This window comes from Fictibacillus sp. NPDC058756 (assembly GCF_042746035.1).
Taxonomy (GTDB): domain Bacteria; phylum Bacillota; class Bacilli; order Bacillales; family Fictibacillaceae; genus Fictibacillus.
Genome location: NZ_JBHYPU010000002.1, coordinates 223519 through 249786 on the forward strand (window position 1 = coordinate 223519; position 26268 = coordinate 249786).

The window sequence follows — 26268 nt, forward strand, 5'->3', positions numbered from 1 at the left end:
ATACGGAATTTATAAGCGCCATACGGAATTTATGAGAGCCATACGGAATTTATGAGCGCCATACGGAATTTATGAGCGCCATATGGAATTTATGAGCACCTATAAATTAAAAAGATCCCCAGCATGCTGGGGATTCACCTTATTCAATCATATTTAACTTCGGTCCCGTGTGTCCAATCAGCTTCGCCGCGCTTTAAGCCGCCGCGAGCTTCGATTTCTTTAATAATTTCTCTGTGTATACTCGTGCCTTCTTCGTTTAGATAAGGTGCCATCTGCTGCAGTGAGTGATGAAAATAGGCGAGCTCTTCGTCTTTCCATTCATTTTTGCTGGTCATACTCAGTTCGGTCATATCTCTTCCTACATACATGATTTCAATCCTCCTTAAATTAGTGTAATCATTCATTTATCCCCCGTTTTTCTATCTTTTAATACTGGAAATATATATTAATAAAAACTCCTTATAAAACCCATCCCACCCGGGTAAATTAAATTTCGTGGAGGTGAAAAAACATGGACAAACAACAACAAAGACAGCAACAAGCGTCTAAGACAAACGCTCAACAAGTTCGTCAACAAAACCAACAGTCTCAAGGTGGTCAATCTTACGGAACTGAATTTGCTAGCGAAACTAATGCTCAAGAAGTTCGTCAGCAAAACCAACAGTCTCAACAAGGTAAGAACCAACAACAAAAATAACCTCTATCCAGGAATGCTCCCTAATCACTAGGGGGCATTTTTTGGTTTAATTTTTTATTAAAAGGCTCTTTTCTAAAGGATTGTTGATTTTGGTTCTTATTTCTCTCTTCATTTGCAGGTTGAATGAAGCGCAAGGTGCGTGCCTGCCACATGAGTAGCTTCTCGCTAGGCATGCGACGAGGAAGCCCACATCGGTAGCATTTACTTTTAGACGCAGGAGCAAGGATACTTCCTTGAAGCGGTCAGGTGGAGACTCCTAATGGCGCAAAGCGGCAGGAGGCTCACCGCACGCCCCGTGGAAAGCGAGCATCCTGGAGCGGAAATTAACCACATTCAAGAGCAACAATGAATAAGAAAACAGCTATTAAAAAGCAGTACGTTTTCTATACATAACCGATGGGAATACTAATTAGAGCGGAATTATTATAAAAAAGGCGTTATTTTTTAAAAAACAGGGACAAGTACATTTCCAAACTATTCTTAAAACGATATAATAAAGTAGAGAAAAAAACGTGTTTTGTAAGAAAGCAATGATCGGGAATGAAAAAACAAATGTAGAACGAGGTTTAATCATGGAGCTGGTGAATTACCGACAAATGGATAGAAGAAAGGAGAGTCAGCAACTCAATAGGTAACATTAGCTTCCGGAACTCGGGCAGAAAGGAGAGAGAGATGAGTTTTCCTGCAACCGGAAGTATAATCAATATTCAAAGCTACAAACATAATGGCTACCTCCACCGTAACTGGGAGGATACTGTCATTTTGAAAGGGACTCCAAGTCAGGTTATCTGCGGTAACGACCGGATACTGGTTACCGAATCTGACGGCCGTCAATGGCGGACAAGAGAACCTGCTATATGCTATTTTAATTCTAAGCAGTGGTTCAACGTGATTGGCATGATACGGGAAGATGGTATCTATTATTACTGCAACCTTGGCTCCCCTTTTATGTGGGACAAGGAAGCATTAAAGTATATTGATTATGATTTAGATATTAAAGTCTTTCCAGATGGAACTTATATCTTACTAGATGAAGACGAATATGAGCTTCACAAAAGGATGATGAGGTATCCCAGTCAGCTGGATACGATCATTCAAAAAAATCTTCAAGAATTAATCATGATGGTTACACAGAAAAAGGGACCTTTTGAACCTGGATTTGTGGAACAATGGTATGAAAGATATTTAGAATTTCGTTAAAAAGGAAAACCTGTTGATAGCCGGCAGGTTTTCTTTTTATGAATACAGAATGGTGTGATATGCATGGATAGTATCAAGCGGTATTTGGCTTTTGTTAAGCCTTACAAATGGCAGATTTTCTGGACGATTATAATTGGTCTTGCTAAATTCGGAATTCCTTTAATGACTCCGCTTATTCTCAAATATGTGGTTGATGACATTATTCAGACTTCGTTGCCGTTTGATGAAAAGATGAATAAGCTATATTGGCTGATGGGCGGTGCAGCTGTAATATTTGTTGTTCTTCGTCCACCGATTGAATACTGGAGACAGTATTACGCGCAGTGGGTCGGAAGTAAAATTCTATATGATATCCGCGATAAGATGTTCGACCACATTCAGCGCTTAAGTCTTCGTTTTTATTCAAACAACAAATCAGGAGAAATTATTTCAAGAGTCATTCATGATGTTGAGCAGACGAAAACGTTTGTAATCACCGGCCTTATGAATATCTGGCTTGATATGGCAACCATTATTATTGCTGTAGCCATTATGTTTTCCATGGATTTCTGGCTGACCATCGTCGCGTTATCGATGCTGCCGGTCTATGCGTTTTCGGTAAAATTTTTCTATGCCCGTCTCCGCCAGCTGACAAAAGACCGTTCACAGGCACTTGCAGAAGTACAAGGGCATCTGCATGAACGAGTTCAAGGTATGTCAGTTATTAGAAGCTTTGCTCTTGAAGATCATGAACAAGTTCAGTTTGATAAGCGCAACTCGAAATTTTTAAATAAAGCAATGGATCATACGAAGTGGAACGCAAAAACATTCTCTGTAGTAAACACAGTGACAGACATCGCTCCGCTGCTTGTTATTGGTTTTGCTGCATATCAAGCCATTAGCGGGAACATCACGATCGGTGCCTTAGTAGCTTTTGTGGCATATATGGACAGGCTTTACAATCCGTTACGGCGCCTTGTAAATTCTTCAACAACACTAACTCAATCCATTGCTTCTATGGACAGGATGTTTGAATTCCTGGATGAATCTTATGATATAGAGGATTCTCCTGGAGCAAAGCCTCTTAACAATGTAAAAGGGGCACTGGACTTTGAAAATGTTTCTTTTACATATAATGAGGAAGAAGCAGATGTACTGCATAACGTCTCGTTATCAGTCGTACCTGGGGAAACGATTGCCCTGGTTGGAATGAGCGGGGGAGGAAAGTCATCGTTAATTAGTCTGATTCCCCGGTTTTACGATGTAACAGAAGGAAGCATCAAGCTTGATGGAACAGATATACGAGATTTTCAGGTAAGATCTTTACGTGATAAAATCGGGATGGTTCTGCAGGATAATATTTTGTTCAGCGAGTCTGTGCGCGCGAACATCCTCATGGGAAATCCGGATGCTTCAGATGAAGAGATGATCTTAGCGGCTAAGGCAGCGAATGCACACGATTTTATAATGAATCTGCCGCAAGGATACGATACTAGAATAGGAGAACGCGGCGTAAAGCTTTCAGGCGGTCAAAAACAGCGTGTTGCCATCTCAAGGGTATTCTTAAAAAATCCACCGATCCTAATTTTAGATGAAGCTACGTCAGCACTTGATTTAGAAAGCGAGCACCTTATTCAAGAAGCGCTTGAGAAGCTCGCAAAAGACCGGACAACTTTCATCGTTGCACATCGGCTGTCTACAATTACTCATGCAGACCGCATCATTGTTATTGATCATGGAAAAATCGCCGAAATAGGCAAACACAAAGAATTAATGGAAAAACAAGGACCATATTATGATTTATTTACAGTTCAACAATTAAGTTAAAGAAATTAAAGACTGGCAGATGCCGGTCTTTTTTTCACAATCAGAATGTATAACTTGTTAGCAAGATGATTTTCGACGTGGCAACAAGTCTAGGTCGGTCGAAAGTATAAGCCCAACTAAAGCTGACGTGAAAGGCTTGGCGTCAGCTAAGTTTTCTTTATGTAATCTTTCATGAAATAAATCCAATAAAAGTATGACTTTGTACCTACATCAAGAGGAGTATTTGTCGATTATTCTGAAAATTAATTATTGTCAAAATGTCAGAGTAGTGTCATAATTCACAACAGAGAAGTAATATTCTAGTAAATTTGACAGCTTAGAGAAAGGAGTGAGATCTCATGGGGAATCCAGTTTTAGAAGTTAAGAATCTGAAAACTTCTTTCCTGACAGAGGATGGCGCAATTCCAGCTGTTGACGGTGTCGATTTTCACATCAATCCCGGCGAAGTTTTAGGAATTGTTGGTGAGTCCGGCTGCGGCAAGAGCGTAACATCACTATCTGTCATGGGCTTAGTACCTACCCCGCCTGGGAAGATCGAAGGAGAAATTCTCTTTAAAGGTGAAAATCTTGCTTCTGCACCAGAAAAAAGGATGCGGCAAATTAGAGGCAATGAGATCGGAATGATTTTTCAGGAGCCGATGACAAGCTTGAATCCGGTTATTACAATCGGTGAACAGCTTATTGAATCACTGCGTATACATAGAAAATGGTCAAAGAAAGAAGCATGGGGCAAAGCGATTGAAATGCTTAAACTGGTTGGATTGCCAAGAGCTGAAGAGCTTGTAAAAGAGTATCCGCATCAGTTATCGGGTGGGATGCGTCAGCGCGTCATGATCGCAATGGCCATGATCTGTGACCCGAAGCTTCTAATCGCGGACGAGCCTACAACTGCTCTTGATGTAACGATTCAAGCCCAAATTCTAGATTTAATGAAGCGGTTAAACAAAGAAACAGATACTGCCATTATGATGATAACTCATGATCTTGGTGTAGTTGCTGAAATGTGTGAACGAGTAGTTGTTATGTATGCTGGAAAAGTAGTTGAAGAGGGCTATGTGAAAACCATTTTCCAAAACCCGCAGCATCCATATACAGTAGGACTGATTAAATCAGTACCAGATATGAGGGAAAAGGTTGGAAGACTTTATTCCATTCCTGGAAATGTTCCAAAGCCTGGCTCCATTAAAACAGGCTGTTCATTTGCACCTCGCTGTGAGCATGCAGGAACAAGATGTATCTCTGAAACTCCGCATCTTAAAACTCAAGAAGGCAGCCATCAAGTGAGATGCTGGCTTTATGAGGAGAAGGGAGTGAACCTGCATGAGTCAGACACAGCCATTAGTTAAGGTAGAGAATCTTAAAATGCATTTTCCGATTAAAGGCGGAGTGCTAGGCAAACAAGTCGGCGAAGTAAAGGCTGTGGATGGTATTTCCTTTTTTATAAAAAAAGGAGAAACACTTGGACTCGTGGGGGAGAGCGGATGCGGCAAGTCCACAACAGGACGAATGCTGCTGAGACTTTTAGAACCTACTGAAGGAAAAATTTACTTCGAAGGCGAAGATATTACAAAACTTTCAACAAACGCGATGAGAAAGAAACGCCGCGAAATGCAGATGGTGTTTCAGGATCCTTTCGCTTCACTCAATCCGCGTCATACGGTTGAAAAGATTCTAGAAGAACCTTTGATCGTTCACGGTGTAAAAGATAAAGCCGAACGAAAAAGAAGAGTTAAAGAATTACTTGAAGTTGTAGGGCTCAGCAGCTGGCATGCAAAACGCTATCCTCACCAATTTTCAGGAGGACAGCGTCAGCGGATAGGGATTGCCAGAGCTCTTGCTGTTAATCCGAAGCTGATCATAGCGGACGAGCCTGTCTCTGCACTGGATGTTTCCATTCAATCTCAGGTGCTGAACCTGATGCAGGATCTGCAGAAAGAATTCGATCTAACATATCTGTTCATCGCACATGATTTGGGAGTTGTACGCCATATCAGTGACAGAGTTGGAGTGATGTATCTGGGGCATATCGTGGAACTTGCCGATAGTGAAAAACTATACGACAACCCGAAACACCCATACACTCAGGCATTATTATCTGCTGTTCCGATTCCAGATGTTGAACATCAAAAGGACCGAGTCATTCTCCAAGGAGATGTACCGAGTCCGTCCAATCCGCCAGCCGGCTGTCCGTTTCATACGAGATGCCCTGCAGCGATGGAACATTGTGCATCAGTAAAACCTGTTTTAAAAGAAGTTGCTGAAGGCCACTACGCTGCCTGCCATTTATACGAATAAACGGTAAGCGCGTACATATACAAAAAGGCACTATCAAAATGAGAACTGGGGGAAAGAAGATGAAGAAAAGTCTATTAACTTTATTTGCTTTAATGCTTGCTTTATCGCTTGCTTTGGCAGGTTGTTCATCAGGCAGTGACAGCAGCAAAGGTGGAGACGACGAGAAAGTCGATCCGAACAATGTAATGATTTACGGCCGCGGCGGGGACTCTGTTGCACTTGATCCAGCTGTTGTAACAGACGGTGAATCTTTCATCGTTACAGAACAAATCTATGAGCCGCTAGTAAACTACGGCAAAGACAACACAGATATCGTTCCTGGTCTTGCAAAAGAGTGGAAGATTTCTGATGATGGGCTAACGTACACATTCACACTTGAAGAAGGCGTTAAGTTCCATGATGGCGAGAAGTTCAATGCTGACGCAGTAGTTAAGAACTTTGACCGCTGGGCACAAAGTAAAGATGGCGAAAAATTCGCTTACTACGGATCCATGTTTGGTGGATTTGAAGGTGAAGAAGGACACGTAATTAATGATGTTAAAGCAGAAGGTGACTACACAGTAGTTATTACACTGAACAAGCCACAAGCTCCATTCCTTAAGAACGTAGCTATGAGCCCGTTCGCAATCGCGAGCCCTAAATCTTTAGATGGCGACAAGCTAAGCAAACAGCCAGTTGGTACTGGACCTTTCAAATTCAAGAGCTGGAAGCCAAATGACACAATCGTACTTGAAAAGAACGCTGATTACTGGATGGATGGTCTTCCAAAACTTGATGGTGTTACTTTCAAAGTAATTAAAGATAACTCTTCTCGTTTAAATGCTTTAACAAAAGGCGAGATCGACTTAATGGATGCTCTTAATCCATCTGATATGAAAAAAGTAACAGATAACGGAAAACTTCAATTGTTCGAACGTCCTTCAATGAACGTTGGTTACCTAGGATTTAACGTTGAAAAAGCACCATTTGATAAGAAAGAAGTTCGTCAGGCGATCAGCCACTTGATCGACAAACAAGCGATCATCGACAACTTCTATGAAGGAACTGCTGAACCGGCTAAAAACCCAATGCCTCCTTCAATCGCTGGTTACAACGATGAAATCCAAGACCGTGAGTATGACGAAGCTAAAGCTAAAGAACTTTTAGCTAAAGCAGGATTAGAAAAAGGATTTGAAATGGATCTATGGGCAATGCCAGTAGCACGTCCATACATGCCAAACGGACAAAAAGTAGCTGAAGCAATTCAAGCAAAACTTGCAAAAGTTAATATCAAAGCTAACATCGTAACTTTTGAGTGGGGTACTTACCTTGAGAAAGTTCAAAAAGGTGAAGCGCCAATGTTCATGTTAGGCTGGACTGGTGACAATGGAGATGCGGATAACTTCCTATATACGCTTCTTGACAAAGACACGATCGACTCTAACAACTACTCTCGTTACGCTAACGAAGAAGTTCATAAGCTATTAGTTGAAGCACAAACAACAGCTGATGAAGCGAAGCGTGAGGAACTTTACAAAAAAGCTCAAGTAATTATTCATGAAGATGCTCCATGGGTGCCGCTTGTTCACTCTAAGCCTCAATTAGCAGGAGTAAGCAAAATCAAAGGATTCGTTCCACATCCAACTGGATCTCAATCTTTCGTGGATGTATCTTTCGAATAAGGTATGGCGGGGAGTATGGCCTAAAATAGCCTGCTCCCCTTTTTTTGCAAAATGACTTATTACCCTATCATACTTGTAATTCTTCGGAGAAAGAGGTGACCCTATGTTTGCCTATACTATCAGACGGTTAGCAACGCTCGTTCCTGTACTTCTAGGAATGACATTTATAGTTTTTATGATGATTCGTGCTATCCCGGGGAATCCAGCACAATTAATCTTAGGGCAGCAGGCCACAAAAGAAGCCGTTGCATCTTTAACAAAGCGACTTGGGTTAGATCAGCCTTGGTACACACAATTTATCGATTATTTAAAAGGTCTATTTACTGGAGATCTAGGAGTTTCACTTAAAACGAACGTACCGATCGCAGAGGAAATCTGGCCATATTTAGCAGCGACTATTGAATTAGCGCTTGTAGCGATGATAATCGCAATTGTAATTGGTATTAATGCTGGTATCGTATCAGCTTGGTTCCAAAATTCATGGTTTGACTATGCGGCAATGGTGCTCGCTTTAATAGGGATTTCTATGCCGATCTTCTGGCTCGGTTTGATGGAGCAATATGTATTTTCTATCCACTTTGATTTATTGCCTACCACTGGCCGTGATAATATTCGTGTCCCGGTAGATCCAATAACGCACTTATATCTAATCGATACTCTGATTCAAGGCAGAATGGATCAGTTTGTGGAAGTGGTTAAGCACCTTATCTTACCTGGTGTGGCCCTTGGAACGATCCCAATGGCAATCATTGCGCGTATGACACGATCAAGCATGCTTGAAGTAATGCGTTCTGATTATATCCGTACCGCTCGTGCAAAAGGGATGAAAATGTTCTGGGTCGTTTACAAGCATTCATTGAAAAATGCTTTAATTCCGGTTGTGACGGTTATCGGATTGCAAACAGGATTGCTTCTAGGTGGAGCTATTCTGACAGAAACAATCTTCGGATGGCCTGGTATTGGTACATATATTTACGATGCTATCTCTTACCGTGATTATCCGGTTATTCAATCAGGTATTCTTGTGGTGGCTACCATCTTTGTATTAATTAACTTACTCGTGGATCTGCTCTATGCAGCAATTGATCCGAGAATTAAATTTAAGTAGGAGGGATTAGAGAATGTCAGAACTAACTAGATCACAACCTCCCGTAGTCCCGCAGCCTGATCCGCAGCCTCAGCATATGCCAGTGGAACCTGTGGAAGACAAAGTAATCTCTCCTTGGAAAGATGCTTGGAGAAGTTTTAAAAAGAATAAAATTGCACTTGTCGGCCTGTCGATCGTATCCTTTTTTATTTTAATTGCGCTGCTCGCAGATGTGCTGGCTCCATACGAATATAGTAATGTTGAGCTGAAAGACAAACATATCGCGCCATCGGCTGAACACTGGTTCGGAACAGACGAATTTGGCCGAGATATCTTAAGCCGTATTATACACGGTGCTCGCATTTCTTTATGGGTTGGCTTTTTCTCAGTAGCAGGTTCTGTAATCGTAGGTTCATTGCTAGGCATCGTAGCAGGTTATTACGGGAAATGGGTGGATGGCATCATCTCGCGTATTTTCGATATCTTGCTTGCGTTCCCGAGTATCCTGCTTGCGATCGCAGTAGTATCTGTACTAGGACCATCCTTAAAGAACGCTTTGATTGCAATTGCAATCATCAACGTTCCAACGTTCGGACGTTTACTGCGTTCAAGAGTGCTTAGTGTAAAAGAAGAAGAATACATCACAGCAGCACGGGCAATCGGTATGAGTGACACGAGAATTCTCGTTCACCATATTTTGCCGAACAGCTTAGCTCCAATCATCGTTCAAGGAACACTTGCTATCGCAACAGCAATTATCGAAGCGGCAGCTCTAGGATTCTTGGGAATGGGTGCTCAACCGCCAACTCCAGAGTGGGGTAAAATGCTTGCTGATTCGAAAGACTTCATTATCCAGGCACCATGGACGGTATTGTTCCCAGGTCTGGCAATCATGCTGACAGTATTAGGGTTCAACTTGATGGGTGACGGATTACGTGATGCACTCGATCCGCGGATGAAGAGCTAAAAGATAAAGGGAATGAGGAGGCTTGGCCCTTGCCAAGTCTTTTTTCATTTGTCTTGAAGAAGCTTGTCAATATGGTAAACACGTGATTTAGTAGAACCCGAAATTGGAAGATTTAAAGAGCGGAGGAGGTGGTTCGTTTGATCGCTGGAATCCAAATGCAAAAACTGTTTGCATTCACGGTTTGTAATTTTATCAGAAATTAAGTAAGCATAATCCTGTAACGCTTCAATATGAGCGGTCTTTGAAGATTCCTGACACATCAGGCAACTCCAAGTACCCCATTTATACTTCATAACCGAGTAAGTGCAATTCGGGCATAATACACCACTTAGCAGCTCATTTTTGTTGATATTAAAGAGTTTACAAACATCTGTATCATAGGGAATATTAGATTTGGTTAGTAATTTCGAGAGTTTCTTAATTTGTTTTTGATTAAAAATAGATTTGGTATGTTTATAGGAGAGATCGTGAAATTTTTGTTGAAGTCCGTGACTTTTTATTACTTTTTCAAAAGCTTCTTTATAAGTAGGGGATGCTTCAATAATAGCTGACGGATGTGTCAAGACCACAAGTGATTCAATAGGTATAAAATCGAACTTATACATTTTTAGGATTTGGGAAAGATGGTAACTTTGACGTTTAACTTGTTCTATGGGATTTGGAAATGCTTCTCTTTTATTCTCATATGTCCTAATAAGCTGCGAAAACCGGTCTTCGAAATATAGATGACCAGCTAAATACTTGATTTCGAGAATCGTAAGGAGTTTGGAGTAATAAGCAATGTATCCATTTGAAAGAAATAATCATCCTGTAAAATTCGAATCCCATGTAGGAAATAAATATCATTCTTAGGTAAATATCGATAAAAATAGTCCAGAGCCTGCTCTCCTTTAAAACCAAATGAATGATTACGCAACTGATTTTGAAGTTCCTGTTTATGAATGTGGTCTTGAGGAATTCTCCTCAGCAATTTTGATATTTTTGTAACGAAAATGGGAGTTGTTCTCTTATTTTTAATAACTTTGCCTCCTTATTTAGTTAATTCGGTAATGGATCTTCATTTTGTACTATGATTTAGTTCGATGCAAAAGGTGATATAGTGATTTCTAGATATTATGAAGGATTTATTCCGGAAATTCACTACATAATCCCGCGAGTTTTGGAGTTAATCCCGCGAGTTTTTCCAATAATCCCGCGAGTTTTAACCATATTCCCGCGAGTTTGCATATTTAGACCAAACCGACATCCCTGCACTAAGCTGATCAACAAAAAAACCAGCCCCCACAAAAAGGCTGGTCTCCTTATATCCTCATCTAGTCTTCAAATCGCTGATCCAATTGCACTTCGCTGTCGTCCTGGTGATAGTTCTTAAAGCTTTCTACCAAAGTGTTCAGATGTTCGAGCTGGTCACTGTAATCGATAATTAGCGCGAAAACAGGGAATAGCTGAATCCATTCTTCGTTTTCTGGACTTTTGTAATAGCTCATGATGCATTTCATAAGCGACTTTTTGCTGATTTCATCGTCCATGTCGAGTGTGTGCTGTGCTCTGATTTTATCCGTGTATTTCAGCAGCATTTGTTCGTGGAAGTTCGTTAATCCATCGAGTTTCAGCTGAATCAGTTCCTGAAGCGGTTCAGGCATGTTGTATAATTCGTTCTCATGCCGGTGCAGGCTCTTCAGCAGCTCCAGCGCTTTGTTGGTCGTCTGGATCATCTGCCTGTAGAGTACAAGCTTCCGGGTTTTTGAATATTTGTTCGTCCTGAAATAAGTTCGTTCTTCTTTATATAATAAATAGTATTGATCCATCTTAAAGCGGTTTTCTTTAAGATGAGTCAAATCTTCCTTAATAGCATTATGTTCTGATGCGTGTCTCGTGATCATGCGAATCCATTTAATAATTTCATCGGTATGACCTGAGATCTTATAATACAATTTTGTTTCGTATTTGGGAGGCATAAATACCAGGTTTACTAAGAATGCGGATAGGACACCCAGCATAATGAGCAAAAACCGGTCCACAGCAAAACCAATAAAGTTCTCTGTGTGGCTCTCCATAATCACGATTACCGTAACAATTGATAACGGGATTGTTTTTTCAATTTTCATCTTTAAGTTGGCTGCGATAACGAGTACAACGACAAATCCAATTACAAACGGGTTATTGCCTAGCAAAATAACAAAAATAATAGCAAAAATAGCACCTACAAGATTCCCTTGAATCTGTTCCAATATGGTTTGATACGACCTGTAGATCGAAGGCTGAATCGCGAATGTTGCAGCAATAGCCGCGTAAACCGGCTGATCCAGTTGAAACAACATTGCCAGGTAGATCGATAGCGATATGGCTAAACCCGTTTTAATCATTCGGGCTCCTAATTTCATAACTGCGATAATTCCTTTCTCATAAAAAATGTTAATAATCTCAAACACTATAAACTGTTTTGTAAGTTTAATCAAGTCAGAGTGTGTTAACAAATTGTGAAAATTACAGACTTACATACCGTATGAAAAGACGCCGGTATTTATTACTTGTTTTTCCCATAAAATAAAAAAAAGAATCCGTTCTTGGACGGATTCTTTATACAGCATTAAATATTAAAGTCTGCTGAAAGCTTTTCCAGCTGCTTCAATTGTTGCCATAACATCTTCTTCAGTATGTGCAGTTGTTAAGAACATCGCTTCATACTTAGATGGTGCGAGGTTGATACCTTCGTTAAGCATCTGTTTAAAATACCTTCCGAAAATCTCTCCATCCGTAGCTTCAGCTTGCTCATAATTAACGATCTTTTCATCTGTGAAATAAAGAGTTAATGCACCTTTCAAGCGGTTTATGCTCACTGAAACATTATGCTTCTCAGCTTGTTCTAGCAGTCCTTTTTCTAGAATCGCACCTAAACGATCCATCTCTTCATATACACCTTCTTGCTGCAATACTTCCAAGCATGCAATTCCCGCAGAAATGGAAGCAGGGTTTCCAGCCATCGTTCCTGCTTGATATGCGGGTCCGAGCGGGGCTACTTTCTCCATGATCTCTTTTTTGCCTCCATATGCACCGATTGGAAGTCCGCCGCCGATTATTTTTCCAAGTGCTGTCATGTCCGGTTTCACATCAAGTAAATCTTGCGCGCCTCCATACATAAACCGGAAAGCAGTAATGACCTCATCGTAGATTACGAGAGCGCCATGCTCGTGTGTAATGTCATTAACCGCTTGTAAAAACCCTTCTTTCGGCTCAACGATTCCGAAGTTCCCCACGATCGGTTCCACTAGGACAGCAGCAACCTGGTCGCCCCATTTGTCCATGGCAGCACGGTAAGCATCAACATCGTTAAAAGGAACCGTGATAACCTCTTGTGCAATACTTTTCGGAACGCCTGCAGAATCCGGGGTACCCAGTGTGGATGGGCCAGAACCAGCAGCAACAAGGACTAGATCAGAATGACCGTGGTAGCAGCCTGCGAATTTAATGATCTTATCGCGGCCGGTATAAGCACGGGCAACACGGATTGTCGTCATAACCGCTTCAGTTCCAGAGTTTACAAAGCGGACTTTATCCATGGCCGGCATGGCTTCTTTAAGCATTTTTGCAAATTTAACTTCAAGTGCAGTGGGTGTACCGTAAAGCACGCCGTTTTCAGCAGCTTTAACAATCGCTTTTGTTATATGCGGGTGAGCATGTCCAGTAATAATGGGGCCATATGCAGCCAAGTAATCTATATAGCGGTTGCCATCCTCATCCCAAAAATAAGCACCTTCAGCGCGTTCCATGAAAACCGGCGCACCGCCGCCAACTGCTTTAAATGAACGGGAAGGGCTGTTCACACCTCCGACAATATGTAAGAGAGCTTCATCATAAAGAGCTTCAGATCGAGAGTGATTCATATATGTAATTCCTCCTTAAAGACTAATAAACCTTGATTACAACTAGTATTGTAGCATGAAAAAGGGATACAGACAGGCATGGAAAACTATCCGCTAATTTCTGAACTATTTGAGTTTTAGAAGAAGGATAGGATACACTATCCTAGTGCTTGAGTTTCTCTAAAGGAAACTCTAAATTTTGCTTTGCAAAATTACAAACACTAAAAATACCCTACTTATTTTAAAAGGCTCTTCATTAAAAGATTGTTGCTTTTGAGTAATTTTGTTCCATTCACTTCTTTGACAAGTTGAGTGGAGTGCAAGGTGCGAGACTCCTGGGGGAGTAACGGGACAGGTGAGACTCCTAATGGTGCGGAGCGCCAAGGAGGCTCACCGCACGCCCCCGGAAAGCGAGCATCCTGTAACGGAAATCAACTACTTTCAAGAGCGACAAAGTTTGCGAAAACAGCCTTATTAAAAAACCTTATATTATTTCTTTTATTTATTTTGGAGGCTTCCTTATATGGAGAATATTATAGATGTTCAGAATCTCAGGAAAGAGTTTAAGTCCTTTTCGAGCCGCCAGGGTTTGAAAGGGGCGTTTCGTGATCTTTTTACACGAAATTACACGATAAAAACAGCTGTAGATGATATTTCTTTTTCTATTAATAGAGGAGAGATGGTCGGATATATTGGTGAAAACGGAGCTGGTAAGTCTACTTCTATTAAAATGCTTACTGGCATCTTAACACCGACTGACGGCAAAATAGTTGTAAACGGCATGAATCCGCATAAAGAGCGGGAGAAATTCGTTAAGACGATCGGAGTTGTATTCGGTCAGCGTTCGCAGCTTTGGTGGGATATCGCGGTTCAGGAATCGTTCAGGCTGTTAAAGAAAATCTACAATGTACCTGATCAGCAATATGAAGAGCATATGAAAGATGTAATCGAAACGCTCGATATCGGACCGCTTCTTGATAAGCCAGTCCGAAAGCTGTCACTCGGACAAAGAATGCGGTGTGAATTGGCGGCTGCACTCATTCACAATCCGCCTCTGCTGTTTTTAGATGAGCCGACAATCGGTCTCGATGTTCTTGTAAAACTAAAGATTCGTGAGTTCTTAAAGCGCATCAACGAAAAGTATGGAACGACAATTCTTTTAACGACACATGACCTCTCAGATATTGAAGCTCTTTGTGAGCGGGTTGTCATGCTTGATGAAGGAAAGATTATTTATGATGGTCCGTTAAAAGAACTTCGTGAAAACTGGGCAGAAGGAAAACAGATTCAGTTCCAGTTCAGTGAAAAGGCATCATTGGAAGAATTGCAGAACCTAACGAAAGATCATCTTGTCGTTTGGGAACAAGGTGAAAGCGACCTTATTTGGGTGGCTTCTGTCGACAGTGATGAAACAGTGATATCAGGAGTTATAGGAAAAGTGACGGCTGTTAAAAAGATTGCAGATTTAAAGATTCTAGAGATCTCAACAGAGGAAATCATCCGTAACATCTATATTGAAGGTGCTGTTCGTCATGGGTAAGTATATTGAAATGATCCGCATCCGTTTCTTAATGATGCTGGCTTACCGTACAAACTATTACAGCGGAATTTTGATCTACAGCATCAATATTGGAGCTTATTACTTTTTGTGGAGCGCGATCTATGGCGGGAAGGAAAACATTCAGGGTCTTTCGATCACACAGATGACCACATATATTGCAGTAGCTTGGATGGCAAGAGCTTTCTATTTTAATAACATTGACCGTGAGATTGCGATGGAAATTAAAGAAGGAAAAGTAGCGATCGAGATGGTTCGTCCTTATCCATATTTAAATATGAAGATGATGCAGGGACTAGGTGAAGGGATCTTCAGGTTACTATTCTTTTCTGTTCCTGGCATGGTTATTGTTGCGCTCGTTTTCCCGGTTGAGTTATCGGCTAACGCCTGGACTTGGATTTACTTCTTTATATCGATTGGCTTCAGCTTCATTATTAACACACAAATCAATCTGCTTGCCGGAATTGCAACGTTCTTCTTATTTAATAATGACGGACTGATCCGAGCAAAGCGTGTGGTGATCGATCTGTTTTCAGGATTGATTCTGCCGCTTAGTTTTTATCCGATGTGGGCGCAGAATATTATGAGCTATCTTCCGTTTCAGGGGATCAGTTACATTCCGAGTATGATTTTTACTGAAGGGTTTAAAGGTTCTCAAGTATTTGAAGCTATGATCAATCAGGCGGTCTGGTCAGTTATTTTAATTATCCCTGTGTATGTGCTATGGATTTTAGCGAAGCGCCAGCTTGTGGTTCAAGGGGGGTAGAAACAGATGGAATATTTATCGATCTTTTTCCAATATGCAGGACAATATTTAAAAACAAGGCTTACTTACCGTGCCGATATGGTTGTGGAGATTTTTTCTGATTTTCTGTTTCAAGCCGTGAACCTCATGTTTATCCTTGTTGTTTTCGGACATACGACACTGCTTGCAGGGTGGAGCAAGGACGAGATGATCTTTATCTATGGATTCTTCCTTGTGCCGTTTGCGATATTTTCTTCCTTTTTTAACATATGGGATTTTACAGATCGTTATATTGTAAAAGGGGAGATGGACCGTATCCTTACAAGACCGGTTCACAGTCTATTTCAAATCGTGCTGGAGCGAATGGAGCTTGAATCATTATTCGGTGCTGTAACAGGATTGATCGTTATGTTTTATGCGGGGGGCAAGCTGGGTCTCGAGATCAGCTGGTACGACCCGTTTATCTTTCTGCTTCTTGTTTTAGGAGGAGCACTCGTATATGCGGGTATCTTCATCAGCCTTGCTACGATCGGATTCTGGTCAGATTCGCGGACAGACATCATGCCTATGATGTATAACATCGGTAACTATGGGCGGTATCCGGTTGATATATATAACAAAATCATTAAGTACGTGCTGACGTGGATTCTACCGTTTGCGTTTGTTGGTGTATACCCTGCCTCTTACTTTTTAGAAAGGGAAGAGTGGTATACGTATGCCTTCTTAACACCAGTAGTCGGGCTCGTATTCTTTATGATCGCCGTAACTTTGTGGAATGTCGGTGTCACAAAGTACCGAGGTGCAGGAAACTAAAGAAAACCGTTCTCCAAAAATAGGAGAGCGGTTTTTTGCTTAATAGAGAGTTCGTTTATCAAAGCTTTTCTCAAGGCTTTTTGTCATGACGTTCACACACAGAATCAGGAAGGTGTACGCGACAACAGGGACCATAACAACAAAAGGCTCCAGCATCAGTTCCCGGTGATACATGCTGATCAGTCCAGTCCATTCGTTCGAGACAGTCGCATAGTTATTGAATTGATCATGCACTTGACCTGAAGTGATTTTAACCCCTCCGATAAATAAATGATAGATGGCTAAGTGAAGCATTAAAGTAAGCACTTGTGAAAATTGCCTGCCGGCGAGTACAAATAGCCGTGGCCACAAATGCGGCAGAACATGGCGTGCCGTAATTTGTAATGGGGATGCTCCCATGTGTTTTGCGCAAGTCACATATTCATTTTGAGATAATGAGTCAGCTGTTTCTGCAATTATTTTCCCTAATGGAAAGATCCCTACTGCAACAAGGACAACCAGCTGAATGACCAACGTTTCTGTATAACTGAAAACAGACTGTGTTCTAAGCTCATAAAAAAGGAGCGGAGATAAAACAAGCAATACAATTAGTGATTGAGGTACAAATTGAAAGCCCTGCAGCAAGCCGCTCACCCAGCTTTTTTTAAACAAACGTTTAAAAACAAGACCGCCAATAAAAGATAGGAACATTCTTGTAAGTGTAATAACCAGAGCGAAGAAAATCGTATATTTTGCCCCATCCACTATTGCATAAAATAAATCTTTGCCATTTCTGTCGGTACCGAACCAATGCTCTTCAGATGGACTGAACGGTGGGATTTTCAATGACTTTTGATCGAAATTATACTTGAATTGCTGGACAGAAGGTTCAGTCATAAAAATGGGTACCGTTATACTTAATAATAGAATGATCGCCAGCAAAATTGTTCCTGAATAAAAAGCGTTTAACTTACGCAACATCTGAAATCCTCTCTTTCTTAATAAACAATTTTACCCCTTTTACCGCTGCAAACAGAGGAAATGCGATAAGCATCAGCAGAGCAGCTCTCGTAGCAGCGGGCTGTTCACTAAGCAGAATTTGTATAATTCCATTCAAATTAAAGAGATATTCCAGGATGATCATCTGACTGAAAAGCAGGAGCATGATAAACGGAAGATGAATAGACAGTTCGGAAATCGTATTTTTTAAAAGGTGATGAAAGACTATATGTGAATTTGAAAGACCTTTTGAACGTGCAAAGGTAATGTAGTCCTTTTCTATTTCTGTCTGGGATAATACGAGCTGGAGCCTGAATAAATAAATTGCCGGTACGATGCTCAATGTTATAACGGGTAACAAAATGGAAGGTTCTCTGCTCGATGTAAAAGGATTTGCTGCAAGGAACCCCGTTTTTTTATAGATCCAGACAACCGCTAATTGAATGCAAAACACAAAAAATAAATCAGGCAATGCTTCAAGAAGCTCGCTAATGCGTAATGCCGCTTTCTTAAATGAAGAGGGAAGAAGTTCGGCACACCAGCCCAGCATAACAGCGAGGATGAATGCAGCAACAAAGCTAATCAGCAACAAGATTAAAGTGTAAATAACAATATCCCAAACCTCAGGAAACAAAGGGATTTCATAGATCTCATTAACGAATTCGTAGGAAAGGTTTACGGGCATAGGCTCTATGATCATATTTTGAGAATGGACGTATAAAGTAAGGGAATCAGGACTTGCGAGATTCTTAAGTGCCACTGCCACGGACTCAACATATCGTAAAAGACTAAATTCAATCCCATCATCACCAGCGAGAAAGGATGGAACAGCAGCAATAAGAATAATGCTAGAACATAGTAAAAATAATTGTTGAAGATTTAAGATTACTTTTCTCATATGAGGGCTCTCCTTTTTTAAGTTAAATCAGGCATAAAGATATATTCATCTAAGACTGGCTGCTGCATGAACTGCGTAACTTCTGTCCTTAAAGATTCCAAGCGGTCACGTTTTCCTGTGTAAAATACGTAATATCCTTTTCTTTGAGTTTCCACTAAGCCGCAAGAGAGTAATAGTTTTAAATGGCTTGATACAGTGGCTTCGGTTAATCCGAATTTATAGGCAAGCTGTTTCGTGCTGTATGGGTGATGAAGCAGATCCTGCAAAATCTTCAAACGGGTTGGTTCACTGAGTGCTTTTAACAGTGAAATTAAATCCTCGGGAGGCTCTTGGTCTTTTTCTGAATCAGGAACCGCAACATGAAGAGCAATTGCAACGCGGTCTTCATTGCAGCAAAGCATCACGTGAGGTGTTGCGTAAGTAGACGGCTGGATGACGAGTCTAGGAAACTCTTCAAAGGAAAAGGTGTACACATCGTTCTTTTTTATCTTTATATTTTCGGACGTAACGGTTACATCAGGATGAATGCTGTTTAATGTTTCAATCTTTGAGGATATGAGTTCTTCTTTAAAATTGTCAGATGCCCTTGCAATCCAAGGAGTTATCCGGAAAAGCTCCTCGGCAAATAGATGGCGGTTATAGTCATAAAAGAAATCACAGAATCTGCTTTTCCAGCTCGCTGTTCTTAATAGAATGTCTTTTTCAATAGAGTGGAGGGGTGCAGTTGCCGGATTGTTCTTCCACTTCAGCAAGCTGTCTGTTCCATATTTCTCTCCAAGCAATAGATAAGCAAAAGTTAAGTCGGGAACTCTTGCTAACTTTTCAATTCCTTCTTCTACCGTTTCCTCGTTAAATTGAAATTCGTTTCGGATGTTTATAAAATACATCCAGTCATAAAAATGCGGTCCCCATTCCTTTATAAGCAGCGCGAGATCTTGAGGCAGTTGGTTGAGCGCTCTTTCTGCCCATGCCTTTCTGTAAGGATGGTGTGAAGGGTTTTGAATAACGTGAAGACTGGTCATCATTTCGTTAAATGGTGAAAAATCAACAGATACGTGCATCAATTCTAACTTCCTCTCCAATTGTTGTTTATTTTTGATTAGCTATGCATCTAATTAGTTTTTGTAAATCCCAAAATTACAAATAATTTACATCTAGATGGCAGCAAAGTCAATAATAATTTAAAAAAAATCCTGACTAAAGTAGTGATTTTATGTTTTTGAATTCGTTTTGCTGTTTGAACATGGTAAAAGTCTAGTAATATGTGAGCGTACTACTTTTGAACATTGCAGAAATGAGGGATACATATATGAAGATCATGGTTATAGCAGGAAGCCCTACGGCAAAATCCAGAACACGGGGAATTGCTCAGTATGCAGCTCATCCTGAAGCGGAAATCAACCACTTCCAAAAGCATACGAATACAGTCTTTCTTTAAAACTCGATAAAGGCTGTCCTATTCACATTGAAAATCTCATAAGATAAATTGAGGTGGAAAGAATGGGACATGGCGTATTGGTCATTTTATTAATAGCAAGTGCTGCCATCATTATGCGCAGTATATGGATGCTGTTTAAACACCCTGGTATAAAAGAGCATCTTATGCCAGCCAGTCATCTGCTGGTTTTATTCATTGTGTATGGAACGATAATTTCAGGTTTTGGAATGATATACGCTTTATTGTCCATTATGGGTTTTCCGGTAATAAAACTTGAGCTGGAACAAAGTGATTTCTTCTCGTTTATTGAAGCATGCATTTATTTCAGCAGTACAACGATTCTTTCAGTAGGATACGGAGATATTGTTCCAGTTGGTGCAGGAAGATGGATTGCGGCACTTCAGGCACTTATCGGCTATTTGCTGCCAATTGCATTTGTTCTTTCTTCAGTTATCCACCATAATAGAACAGCAAAATAGTTGTTGAAGAAGCGGCAATTAGGCTACCCTTAAAAGAGAAATTTATTTTAAGGAGGCTTATTCAATGACTGTAGAAACAGGAACAAAAGCACCTGATTTTAAATTGCCGGCGAGCAATGGGAAGGAAGTCCAGCTTTCTGATTTTAAAGGCAAGAATGTGGTTCTATATTTTTATCCGAAAGACATGACACCAGGATGTACAACACAGGCTTGTGATTTTAGAGATATGCACGGTGACTTTGAGAATACGAATACTGTTATCATTGGTATCAGTCCCGATCCTCTGGTACGTCACGATAAATTCATTGAGAAACATGGCTTGCCATTTTTGCTGCTGGCTGATGAAGAACATAAAGCAGCGGAAATGTATGATGTATGGAAGCTTAAGAAGAACTTTGGGAAAGAATATATGGGGATTGAGAGATCAACTTTTATCATTGATAAAGAGGGGATCATTCAAAAGGAATATCGAAAAGTAAAAGTGAAAGATCATGTGCAAGATGCGCTTGAATTTATAAAAGAAAATTTATCATAAGAAAAAGCCCTCAATTGGGGGCTTTTTTAACTTTCCTGCAATTCATTAACAGGGATGTTCATTTCATTATCCGGCTGTTCTCTTGTGTAAGCTCTTGCTGTTTGACTGTTTTCGTCAACAGATTGAAGCCAGACAGGAGTTCCATTATGTAAAACTTCGATCTCTTTTTCAGATTCAATAATTTGCTGAGCACGTGATACGTTCATCTTTAATCACCTCCACGATAGTTATTATGCAGCGGTGCAGATAATACTATGCTTTCATTTATAAAAAATAGGCAGGATTGCTCACCCATGATAAAATGAAATAGTGTGAATTTTATAACAGATAAATAATGGGGGTCTACATAATGAGAGATGATCGTTTAACAACATTAGCAAGAACATTGTTAACGCACTCACTTAAACTTGAAAAAGGTCAAAAGGTATTAATTACTTCTTTTATTGCAGGAAAGCCGCTAGTTAAAGAACTTGTTAAAGAAACATATAACATGGGAGCATATCCGTATGTACAGCTTGTGGACGAAGAAATTTCCCGTGTCTTGCTGACGGGATCTTCCAAGGAACATACAGAGCCACAAGTAAAGTGGGATCTAGCGAGAATGGAAGACGTGGATGCTTATATCTCCATTCAATGTAAAAACAATGATTCAGAGTTTGCTGAAATTCCAAGTGATATTTTCCAAATGAAAGCCGAGTTGAATAAGCCTGTTCAAAACCTGATTATCAACGATCGCCAATGGGTATTGCTGAACTATCCAACAACTGGTCTAGCTCAAATGGCTAAAATGAGTCTAGAGAAATTTACTGACTTCGTGCTTGATGTTTGCAACGTCGATTATAAAGCGATGGCAGAAGCGCAAAAGCCTCTTCATGCATTGATGGAACGTACCGATAAAGTACGCATCACAGGACCGGGGACAGATTTAACTTTCTCTATTAAAGGTATTCCTGCTGTTATGTGTGCAGGCGAAAACAATATTCCTGATGGAGAGGTATTTACAGCGCCAGTCAAAGACAGCGTGAACGGAAAAATTACGTATAACACGCCTTGTCCATATCATGGAACAACATTTAATAATGTAAGCTTAACGTTTAAAGACGGAAAAATTGTTGAAGCTACTTCAGACAATACTGAGAAATTGAACGAAATCTTTGATACAGACGAAGGCGCACGTTATGTTGGTGAGTTTGCAATCGGTGTAAATCCATTGATCCAGCATCCGATGGGTGACATCTTATTCGACGAAAAGATTGGCGGCAGCATTCACTTTACACCAGGTAGAGCTTATCAAGATGCTTTTAATGGAAATGAATCAGGCATCCACTGGGATATGGTCCTCATTCAGCGTCCGGAGTATGGCGGGGGCGAAATCTACTTCGATGATGTTTTAATCCGTAAAGACGGATTATTTGTTCTGCCTGAATTACTAGGGTTGAATCCAGAAAACCTTAAATAAACAGTGTGAAAAAACTAACATAGATTGCGGGATGAACTGTCCCGCTTTTTCTAATTCACTAATAATAAAAAGAAGGTGTTTTTTTATAATGATACTTTCAACTGGACGATTAAAAGATGAAATTAAAGAAGAACTTAAAGAGCGGTTTCCTGAAGAGGAGTTTCATTTTCACAACAAGATGAAAGAAGCTGTCGTGGATCTTGATCAAGCTGAAGTACTTATTTCTTATGGTGAAGATCTGACAGACGAACTAGTCGATAAGGCAAAATCGTTAAAATGGATTATGGTTATCTCTGCAGGACTGGATAAGATGCCTTTTAAAGCTCTTCAAGAAAAGGATATCCTCATTACAAACGCCAGAGGCATACATAAGACCCCGATGGCAGAATATACAATTTCAATGATGCTGCAAGTATCGAGAAAAGCAAAAGAATTAATGGAAAATCAAAAAGAGCATAAGTGGGACCGAAAAGTTCCTATGACTGAAATTTCAGGACAAACAATCGGTATATTAGGAACGGGAGCAATCGGATCAGAAGTGGCGAGGCTTGCGAAAGCATTTAATATAAAGACGATTGGTTTTAACAGAAGCGGCGGATCAGTGCCGAACTTTGATGCAATCGTTGATCAAGAAGGAATAAACAAGCTGTATGAAGAAAGTGATTTTATTGTGAATGTGCTTCCTTCAACATCTTTAACAAAAGGGTTCATTGGGGCTGATGCTTTTTCGCGGATGAAATCGTCTGCTGTACTTATAAACATTGGCCGCGGCACTACAATAGTTGAAAGTGAACTTATTGAAGCTCTCCGAGAAAAGAAAATTCATCATGCCGCTCTGGATGTTTTCGAAAAAGAACCGCTCTCTGAAGAAAGTCCGCTATGGGATATGGAGAATGTAACTGTAACACCGCATCTGTCTGGTATTTCACCGCAATATCAGGAAAGAGCAATTGAGATTTTTAGTGATAACCTTAAACTTTACCGGAAGAGCCGGCTTTCTGAAATGATCAATATCATTCCATATGATCGGGGGTATTAATATGAAGATTTACACAAAAACTGGGGATAAAGGAACAACATCTTTAATCTTTGGCGAAAGAGTATCAAAAAATGACATCAGGGTAGATGCATATGGTACATGTGATGAAGCGAACAGTATGATTGGTCTTGGAATAAGTCAATTACCTGATGAAGATTGGGCAAAGCAAGCAGCTATCGTCATGCAAAAAGTTCAAACCGTTCTTTTTCATGTTGGTGCTGAACTTGCGACACCTGCAGGCAAAGAAGTATCATGGAAGCTGAAAGAAGATGACATTCATTTTCTTGAGGAAACGATCGATAGCTGGCAGGAAGGGCTAAAACCATTGAAGCAGTTCATATTGCCTGGAGGGTCTCCTTCTGCAAGTGCTCTGCATACAGCCAGAACGATTGCAAGACGTGCGGAGCGGCTGGCCGTCGGAGTGGAAGGTGTGAACCCTCTTGTTTTATCTTATTTAAACCGGTTATCAGACTTTTTATTCGTTGCTGCAAGATATGTAAACGAACAAATGCAGGTAAACGAACCTGTACTTCACGAAGATTTATCCTAAAAAAGCGAGTGTTCCGTATACTTCAATTGACAAAACCTGTTGTTAAGCAGTAGACTAATTATAACGATTATAAAGTAATAATTCTTAAAGAAATGGGGTGCATGACGAATGTCTAGTGCAAAGATCAATGCTGCAATTGACAATTTAAAAGTAGCAGGTGTGCGTATTACACCACAGCGTCATGCTATCTTAGAGCATCTTATTCAATCGATGTCCCATCCAACTGCTGATGAGATCTACAAGGCGCTGGAAGGGAAGTTTCCAAATATGAGTGTTGCTACCGTCTATAATAATCTCCGTGTATTTAAAGAAGCGGGTCTTATCAAAGAACTGACTTATGGAGATTCATCCAGCCGGTTCGATTGTGTGACAACAGATCACTACCATATCATCTGTGATTCTTGCGGGAAAATTGTAGATTTTCATTATCCAGGCTTAGATGAAGTAGAAAGCCTTGCTGAGTCAGTGACAGGCTTTGAAGTAGGCCGGCACCGGATGGAAATCTACGGCGTCTGCCCGGATTGCAAAAGAAAACATTAAATGAAAAAAGCTGACTTCCTAAACGGAATGTCAGCTTTATCTATTTTCTTTACGCATTTGGCGTTTAGAATTGTATTTTTCATCAAACTCTTCGCCTTCAAGACCTTTATCCATCGTAAGCGGCTGATTACAGGACATACATGCATCAACGCGGCCAAGAACTTTCGTTACTTTTCCACAATTCGGACAGACAACTTGCACTGCCTGAGTAGAGATCATTCCAATCCAAAAGTAAACACCAGCACTAGCGATCGTTGCAATAAAACCAATAACCATAAAAATAGACATTACGACAAAACTTGTCTTGAAAAACAGGCCTGCATACATGATGATGATACCTATAAACACAAGGCTTAAGGCAAACGTACGTATTTTATTAATTTTGCTCGTATACTTTATCATACCTGTCCCTCCTACGTTCATTAGTATAACATATGAACTCTGAAGAAAAGAAAAAGGATTTCTTTATTTGATGTTGAAAGATAACACACAGGATTTTGTTAATATGGGAGATGACCTTTAATGGACGATATTTTACGCCCCCTTTATCAGGAAAGAGCCAGCAACGAAAACACGTTAGGTGTTTTGGATGTTGAAAAGACAAAAGCATTTAGCCCAGGTACTGACCACTTTGACAGTATTCTTCTTATTATAGTAAAAGAATCTGATCAGCCGTGGATGATTAAACATTACGAGTTTCATTCTGGTTCAGCGGCCTTGCATGTGGTGACAGAAGAGCTATTGAATTCATGGCTCATGCTTGGCACCAATAAAAGAGCTGTTGACTGGGTAATGAACGGAAAAGTCCTTTTTAATCGAAACGAATACATAACGAGGCTAAGGGACAGGCTTCATGAATTTCCGGCAGAGGAGCGGACACATAAGATTGGACTAGAGTTCGCTAAACTTTTAAGACGGTATAATGATGGTAAGGAATTATTTCACTCTGGACAATATCTTGATGCTTTTAATAACATCATGCATGCCCTTCATCATTTAGCACGCTTGTCTGTTATTGAACATGGTTATTATCCGGAGGTAACCGTTTGGAATCAGGTGAAAATGATCCAGCCAGAGATCTTCAAGCTTTATGAAGAGCTTGTAACCGGTGAGGAATCGATTGATAAAAGAATCGAGCTTCTCCTGCTTGCTTCTGAGTTTTCACTTTCTTCTAAAACAAAACTTGGAGCCAATCATTTACTAAGTGTTATTAAACAAAAAGACGAATGGGCTTACCATGAGTTAATGGAGCATAGTGAAGTACAGGATTACGCCATCGACCTCCCAATGCTTCTTACACATCTAAAAGATAAGGGATATATTAAGACGGTTAAACGGGAAACGAAAAGCAAAAACCTATACCACCGTTATTATGCGATAAAAGAATAAACTTTTTTACAAAAAGGTGTTGACCTGTTTATGAATATCGTGCTATATTATTTCTTGTCGCTGCGACACACGGAAACAATGTTGCAGTCGGGAAACACGGTAAAAAAACAGGTTGACATCTTATTTTTGAGATGTTATCCTAATAAAGTCGCCAAAACGAGTGACAAGCTTTAAACAACAAGTTCTTTGAAAACTGAACAAAAGCAAAGGTAAGGAATTAAGAATTAATTCCGTCAGTTTTAAAACGAGAGCAAGTCAAACACTTTTATGG

General features: G+C 40.3%; 28 protein-coding genes. 19 read left to right on the forward strand and 9 right to left on the reverse strand.

Annotated features, from left to right (window positions below; all coding sequences use genetic code 11):
• Positions 1-143: 143 nt before the first annotated feature.
• A complete protein-coding gene (locus tag ACFW35_RS18030; protein WP_066286205.1) occupies positions 144-368 on the reverse strand; it encodes a hypothetical protein in 225 nt (74 codons plus the stop codon).
• A 143-nt stretch (positions 369-511) separates the two neighbouring features.
• Between ACFW35_RS18030 and ACFW35_RS18035 the strand changes: the two genes are divergently transcribed.
• From ACFW35_RS18035 to ACFW35_RS18070, 8 genes are all read left to right on the forward strand, one after another.
• Positions 512-697, forward strand: a complete 186-nt coding sequence (locus ACFW35_RS18035) for a gamma-type small acid-soluble spore protein (RefSeq protein ID WP_379847886.1) — start codon at positions 512-514, stop codon at positions 695-697.
• A gap of 672 nt (positions 698-1369) precedes the next feature.
• Positions 1370-1897 carry a nucleoside tri-diphosphate phosphatase gene (gene ntdP, locus ACFW35_RS18040; protein ID WP_077364724.1) on the forward strand — a complete coding sequence of 176 codons (528 nt, stop codon included), beginning with the start codon at positions 1370-1372 and terminating at the stop codon, positions 1895-1897.
• A 63-nt stretch (positions 1898-1960) separates the two neighbouring features.
• Positions 1961-3703, forward strand: a complete 1743-nt coding sequence (locus tag ACFW35_RS18045) for an ABC transporter ATP-binding protein (protein WP_379847888.1) — start codon at positions 1961-1963, stop codon at positions 3701-3703.
• A 338-nt stretch (positions 3704-4041) separates the two neighbouring features.
• Entirely contained in the window at positions 4042-5049 is a 1008-nt protein-coding gene (locus tag ACFW35_RS18050) for an ABC transporter ATP-binding protein (protein WP_379837512.1), read from the forward strand.
• Positions 5024-5998, forward strand: coding sequence for an ABC transporter ATP-binding protein (locus ACFW35_RS18055; RefSeq protein ID WP_066286214.1), 975 nt, complete (start codon positions 5024-5026; stop codon positions 5996-5998). The genes ACFW35_RS18050 and ACFW35_RS18055 overlap by 26 nt, the downstream gene beginning before the upstream one ends.
• 59 nt (positions 5999-6057) lie before the next feature.
• Positions 6058-7659: an ABC transporter substrate-binding protein gene (locus tag ACFW35_RS18060; protein ID WP_379847890.1), complete on the forward strand. Its 1602-nt coding sequence runs from the start codon at positions 6058-6060 to the stop codon at positions 7657-7659.
• 103 nt (positions 7660-7762) lie between these two features.
• Positions 7763-8767 carry an ABC transporter permease gene (locus tag ACFW35_RS18065; RefSeq protein WP_379837506.1) on the forward strand — a complete coding sequence of 335 codons (1005 nt, stop codon included), beginning with the start codon at positions 7763-7765 and terminating at the stop codon, positions 8765-8767.
• Positions 8768-8780: 13 nt separating this feature from the next.
• Positions 8781-9713 (forward strand): ABC transporter permease, encoded by a 933-nt coding sequence (locus tag ACFW35_RS18070; RefSeq protein ID WP_379847891.1) that lies wholly within the window; start codon positions 8781-8783, stop codon positions 9711-9713.
• Positions 9714-9757: 44 nt separating this feature from the next.
• Here ACFW35_RS18070 and ACFW35_RS18075 read toward each other — a convergent pair whose 3' ends face one another.
• The 3 genes from ACFW35_RS18075 to ACFW35_RS18085 all read right to left on the reverse strand — a co-directional run bounded on the left by ACFW35_RS18075 (position 9758) and on the right by ACFW35_RS18085 (position 13597).
• On the reverse strand, positions 9758-10495 hold the full coding sequence (locus tag ACFW35_RS18075; protein WP_379847923.1) for a nuclease-related domain-containing protein: 738 nt from the start codon (positions 10493-10495) through the stop codon (positions 9758-9760).
• 531 nt (positions 10496-11026) lie between these two features.
• Positions 11027-12097: an FUSC family protein gene (locus ACFW35_RS18080; RefSeq protein ID WP_379847893.1), complete on the reverse strand. Its 1071-nt coding sequence runs from the start codon at positions 12095-12097 to the stop codon at positions 11027-11029.
• 213 nt (positions 12098-12310) lie between these two features.
• A complete protein-coding gene (locus tag ACFW35_RS18085) occupies positions 12311-13597 on the reverse strand; it encodes a glutamate-1-semialdehyde 2,1-aminomutase (RefSeq protein ID WP_379847894.1) in 1287 nt (428 codons plus the stop codon).
• 502 nt (positions 13598-14099) lie between these two features.
• On the opposite strand from ACFW35_RS18085, the gene ACFW35_RS18090 reads away from it, so the two are divergent.
• From ACFW35_RS18090 to ACFW35_RS18100, 3 genes are read left to right on the forward strand one after another with little or no spacing between them, the layout of a single operon-like run.
• A complete protein-coding gene (locus ACFW35_RS18090) occupies positions 14100-15116 on the forward strand; it encodes an ABC transporter ATP-binding protein (RefSeq protein ID WP_379847896.1) in 1017 nt (338 codons plus the stop codon).
• On the forward strand, positions 15109-15900 hold the full coding sequence (locus ACFW35_RS18095) for an ABC transporter permease (protein ID WP_379847897.1): 792 nt from the start codon (positions 15109-15111) through the stop codon (positions 15898-15900). The genes ACFW35_RS18090 and ACFW35_RS18095 overlap by 8 nt, the downstream gene beginning before the upstream one ends.
• A gap of 6 nt (positions 15901-15906) precedes the next feature.
• Positions 15907-16692 carry an ABC transporter permease gene (locus tag ACFW35_RS18100; RefSeq protein WP_379847899.1) on the forward strand — a complete coding sequence of 262 codons (786 nt, stop codon included), beginning with the start codon at positions 15907-15909 and terminating at the stop codon, positions 16690-16692.
• A 39-nt stretch (positions 16693-16731) separates the two neighbouring features.
• Here ACFW35_RS18100 and ACFW35_RS18105 read toward each other — a convergent pair whose 3' ends face one another.
• From ACFW35_RS18105 to ACFW35_RS18115, 3 genes are read right to left on the reverse strand one after another with little or no spacing between them, the layout of a single operon-like run.
• Positions 16732-17652 (reverse strand): ABC transporter permease, encoded by a 921-nt coding sequence (locus ACFW35_RS18105; RefSeq protein ID WP_379847900.1) that lies wholly within the window; start codon positions 17650-17652, stop codon positions 16732-16734.
• Positions 17642-18568, reverse strand: a complete 927-nt coding sequence (locus ACFW35_RS18110) for an ABC transporter permease subunit (protein WP_379847902.1) — start codon at positions 18566-18568, stop codon at positions 17642-17644. The genes ACFW35_RS18105 and ACFW35_RS18110 overlap by 11 nt, the downstream gene beginning before the upstream one ends.
• A 17-nt stretch (positions 18569-18585) precedes the next feature.
• The gene (locus tag ACFW35_RS18115; protein WP_379847924.1) at positions 18586-19629 is read right to left on the reverse strand and encodes an ArsR/SmtB family transcription factor; all 1044 of its coding nucleotides are present in this window, start codon (positions 19627-19629) and stop codon (positions 18586-18588) included.
• Positions 19630-19877: 248 nt separating this feature from the next.
• Here ACFW35_RS18115 and ACFW35_RS18120 point away from each other — a divergent pair, with 248 nt between their 5' ends.
• From ACFW35_RS18120 to bcp, 3 genes are all read left to right on the forward strand, one after another.
• Positions 19878-20006 carry a hypothetical protein gene (locus ACFW35_RS18120; RefSeq protein WP_379847903.1) on the forward strand — a complete coding sequence of 43 codons (129 nt, stop codon included), beginning with the start codon at positions 19878-19880 and terminating at the stop codon, positions 20004-20006.
• A 62-nt stretch (positions 20007-20068) separates the two neighbouring features.
• Positions 20069-20485 (forward strand): ion channel, encoded by a 417-nt coding sequence (locus ACFW35_RS18125; protein WP_379847905.1) that lies wholly within the window; start codon positions 20069-20071, stop codon positions 20483-20485.
• A gap of 64 nt (positions 20486-20549) precedes the next feature.
• Complete coding sequence (gene bcp, locus ACFW35_RS18130) at positions 20550-21020, forward strand: thioredoxin-dependent thiol peroxidase (protein WP_379847907.1); 471 nt, start codon at positions 20550-20552, stop codon at positions 21018-21020.
• 26 nt (positions 21021-21046) lie between these two features.
• On the opposite strand, the gene ACFW35_RS18135 is transcribed toward bcp, so the two are convergent.
• Positions 21047-21226 (reverse strand): H-type small acid-soluble spore protein, encoded by a 180-nt coding sequence (locus tag ACFW35_RS18135; RefSeq protein WP_379837480.1) that lies wholly within the window; start codon positions 21224-21226, stop codon positions 21047-21049.
• 143 nt (positions 21227-21369) lie between these two features.
• Here ACFW35_RS18135 and ACFW35_RS18140 point away from each other — a divergent pair, with 143 nt between their 5' ends.
• From ACFW35_RS18140 to perR, 4 genes are all read left to right on the forward strand, one after another.
• Positions 21370-22479 carry an aminopeptidase gene (locus ACFW35_RS18140; RefSeq protein ID WP_379847908.1) on the forward strand — a complete coding sequence of 370 codons (1110 nt, stop codon included), beginning with the start codon at positions 21370-21372 and terminating at the stop codon, positions 22477-22479.
• Between the two features lie 88 nt (positions 22480-22567).
• Positions 22568-23518 (forward strand): D-2-hydroxyacid dehydrogenase, encoded by a 951-nt coding sequence (locus ACFW35_RS18145; RefSeq protein WP_379847909.1) that lies wholly within the window; start codon positions 22568-22570, stop codon positions 23516-23518.
• Between the two features lies 1 nt (position 23519).
• Positions 23520-24068: a cob(I)yrinic acid a,c-diamide adenosyltransferase gene (locus ACFW35_RS18150; RefSeq protein WP_379847911.1), complete on the forward strand. Its 549-nt coding sequence runs from the start codon at positions 23520-23522 to the stop codon at positions 24066-24068.
• A 108-nt stretch (positions 24069-24176) separates the two neighbouring features.
• Positions 24177-24608 (forward strand): peroxide-responsive transcriptional repressor PerR, encoded by a 432-nt coding sequence (gene perR / locus ACFW35_RS18155; RefSeq protein ID WP_379847912.1) that lies wholly within the window; start codon positions 24177-24179, stop codon positions 24606-24608.
• 36 nt (positions 24609-24644) lie between these two features.
• On the opposite strand, the gene ACFW35_RS18160 is transcribed toward perR, so the two are convergent.
• Positions 24645-25010, reverse strand: coding sequence for a YgzB family protein (locus ACFW35_RS18160; protein ID WP_066286256.1), 366 nt, complete (start codon positions 25008-25010; stop codon positions 24645-24647).
• 120 nt (positions 25011-25130) lie between these two features.
• On the opposite strand from ACFW35_RS18160, the gene ACFW35_RS18165 reads away from it, so the two are divergent.
• Entirely contained in the window at positions 25131-25997 is an 867-nt protein-coding gene (locus ACFW35_RS18165) for a nucleotidyltransferase-like protein (protein ID WP_379847914.1), read from the forward strand.
• The last annotated feature ends 271 nt before the right edge of the window (positions 25998-26268 follow it).

What these genes read in the sequence shown, in the direction of transcription:
- ACFW35_RS18030 (WP_066286205.1), bottom strand. Translation starts at nt 368, where the DNA reads ATGTATGTAGGAAGAGATATGACCGAACTGAGTATGACCAGCAAAAAT.
- ACFW35_RS18035 (WP_379847886.1), top strand. Translation starts at nt 512, where the DNA reads ATGGACAAACAACAACAAAGACAGCAACAAGCGTCTAAGACAAACGCT.
- ntdP (WP_077364724.1), top strand. Translation starts at nt 1,370, where the DNA reads ATGAGTTTTCCTGCAACCGGAAGTATAATCAATATTCAAAGCTACAAA.
- ACFW35_RS18045 (WP_379847888.1), top strand. Translation starts at nt 1,961, where the DNA reads ATGGATAGTATCAAGCGGTATTTGGCTTTTGTTAAGCCTTACAAATGG.
- ACFW35_RS18050 (WP_379837512.1), top strand. Translation starts at nt 4,042, where the DNA reads ATGGGGAATCCAGTTTTAGAAGTTAAGAATCTGAAAACTTCTTTCCTG.
- ACFW35_RS18055 (WP_066286214.1), top strand. Translation starts at nt 5,024, where the DNA reads ATGAGTCAGACACAGCCATTAGTTAAGGTAGAGAATCTTAAAATGCAT.
- ACFW35_RS18060 (WP_379847890.1), top strand. Translation starts at nt 6,058, where the DNA reads ATGAAGAAAAGTCTATTAACTTTATTTGCTTTAATGCTTGCTTTATCG.
- ACFW35_RS18065 (WP_379837506.1), top strand. Translation starts at nt 7,763, where the DNA reads ATGTTTGCCTATACTATCAGACGGTTAGCAACGCTCGTTCCTGTACTT.
- ACFW35_RS18070 (WP_379847891.1), top strand. Translation starts at nt 8,781, where the DNA reads ATGTCAGAACTAACTAGATCACAACCTCCCGTAGTCCCGCAGCCTGAT.
- ACFW35_RS18080 (WP_379847893.1), bottom strand. Translation starts at nt 12,097, where the DNA reads ATGAAATTAGGAGCCCGAATGATTAAAACGGGTTTAGCCATATCGCTA.
- ACFW35_RS18085 (WP_379847894.1), bottom strand. Translation starts at nt 13,597, where the DNA reads ATGAATCACTCTCGATCTGAAGCTCTTTATGATGAAGCTCTCTTACAT.
- ACFW35_RS18090 (WP_379847896.1), top strand. Translation starts at nt 14,100, where the DNA reads ATGGAGAATATTATAGATGTTCAGAATCTCAGGAAAGAGTTTAAGTCC.
- ACFW35_RS18095 (WP_379847897.1), top strand. Translation starts at nt 15,109, where the DNA reads ATGGGTAAGTATATTGAAATGATCCGCATCCGTTTCTTAATGATGCTG.
- ACFW35_RS18100 (WP_379847899.1), top strand. Translation starts at nt 15,907, where the DNA reads ATGGAATATTTATCGATCTTTTTCCAATATGCAGGACAATATTTAAAA.
- ACFW35_RS18105 (WP_379847900.1), bottom strand. Translation starts at nt 17,652, where the DNA reads ATGTTGCGTAAGTTAAACGCTTTTTATTCAGGAACAATTTTGCTGGCG.
- ACFW35_RS18110 (WP_379847902.1), bottom strand. Translation starts at nt 18,568, where the DNA reads ATGAGAAAAGTAATCTTAAATCTTCAACAATTATTTTTACTATGTTCT.
- ACFW35_RS18115 (WP_379847924.1), bottom strand. Translation starts at nt 19,629, where the DNA reads ATGCACGTATCTGTTGATTTTTCACCATTTAACGAAATGATGACCAGT.
- ACFW35_RS18120 (WP_379847903.1), top strand. Translation starts at nt 19,878, where the DNA reads ATGAAGATCATGGTTATAGCAGGAAGCCCTACGGCAAAATCCAGAACA.
- ACFW35_RS18125 (WP_379847905.1), top strand. Translation starts at nt 20,069, where the DNA reads ATGGGACATGGCGTATTGGTCATTTTATTAATAGCAAGTGCTGCCATC.
- bcp (WP_379847907.1), top strand. Translation starts at nt 20,550, where the DNA reads ATGACTGTAGAAACAGGAACAAAAGCACCTGATTTTAAATTGCCGGCG.
- ACFW35_RS18135 (WP_379837480.1), bottom strand. Translation starts at nt 21,226, where the DNA reads ATGAACGTATCACGTGCTCAGCAAATTATTGAATCTGAAAAAGAGATC.
- ACFW35_RS18140 (WP_379847908.1), top strand. Translation starts at nt 21,370, where the DNA reads ATGAGAGATGATCGTTTAACAACATTAGCAAGAACATTGTTAACGCAC.
- ACFW35_RS18145 (WP_379847909.1), top strand. Translation starts at nt 22,568, where the DNA reads ATGATACTTTCAACTGGACGATTAAAAGATGAAATTAAAGAAGAACTT.
- ACFW35_RS18150 (WP_379847911.1), top strand. Translation starts at nt 23,520, where the DNA reads ATGAAGATTTACACAAAAACTGGGGATAAAGGAACAACATCTTTAATC.
- perR (WP_379847912.1), top strand. Translation starts at nt 24,177, where the DNA reads ATGTCTAGTGCAAAGATCAATGCTGCAATTGACAATTTAAAAGTAGCA.
- ACFW35_RS18160 (WP_066286256.1), bottom strand. Translation starts at nt 25,010, where the DNA reads ATGATAAAGTATACGAGCAAAATTAATAAAATACGTACGTTTGCCTTA.
- ACFW35_RS18165 (WP_379847914.1), top strand. Translation starts at nt 25,131, where the DNA reads ATGGACGATATTTTACGCCCCCTTTATCAGGAAAGAGCCAGCAACGAA.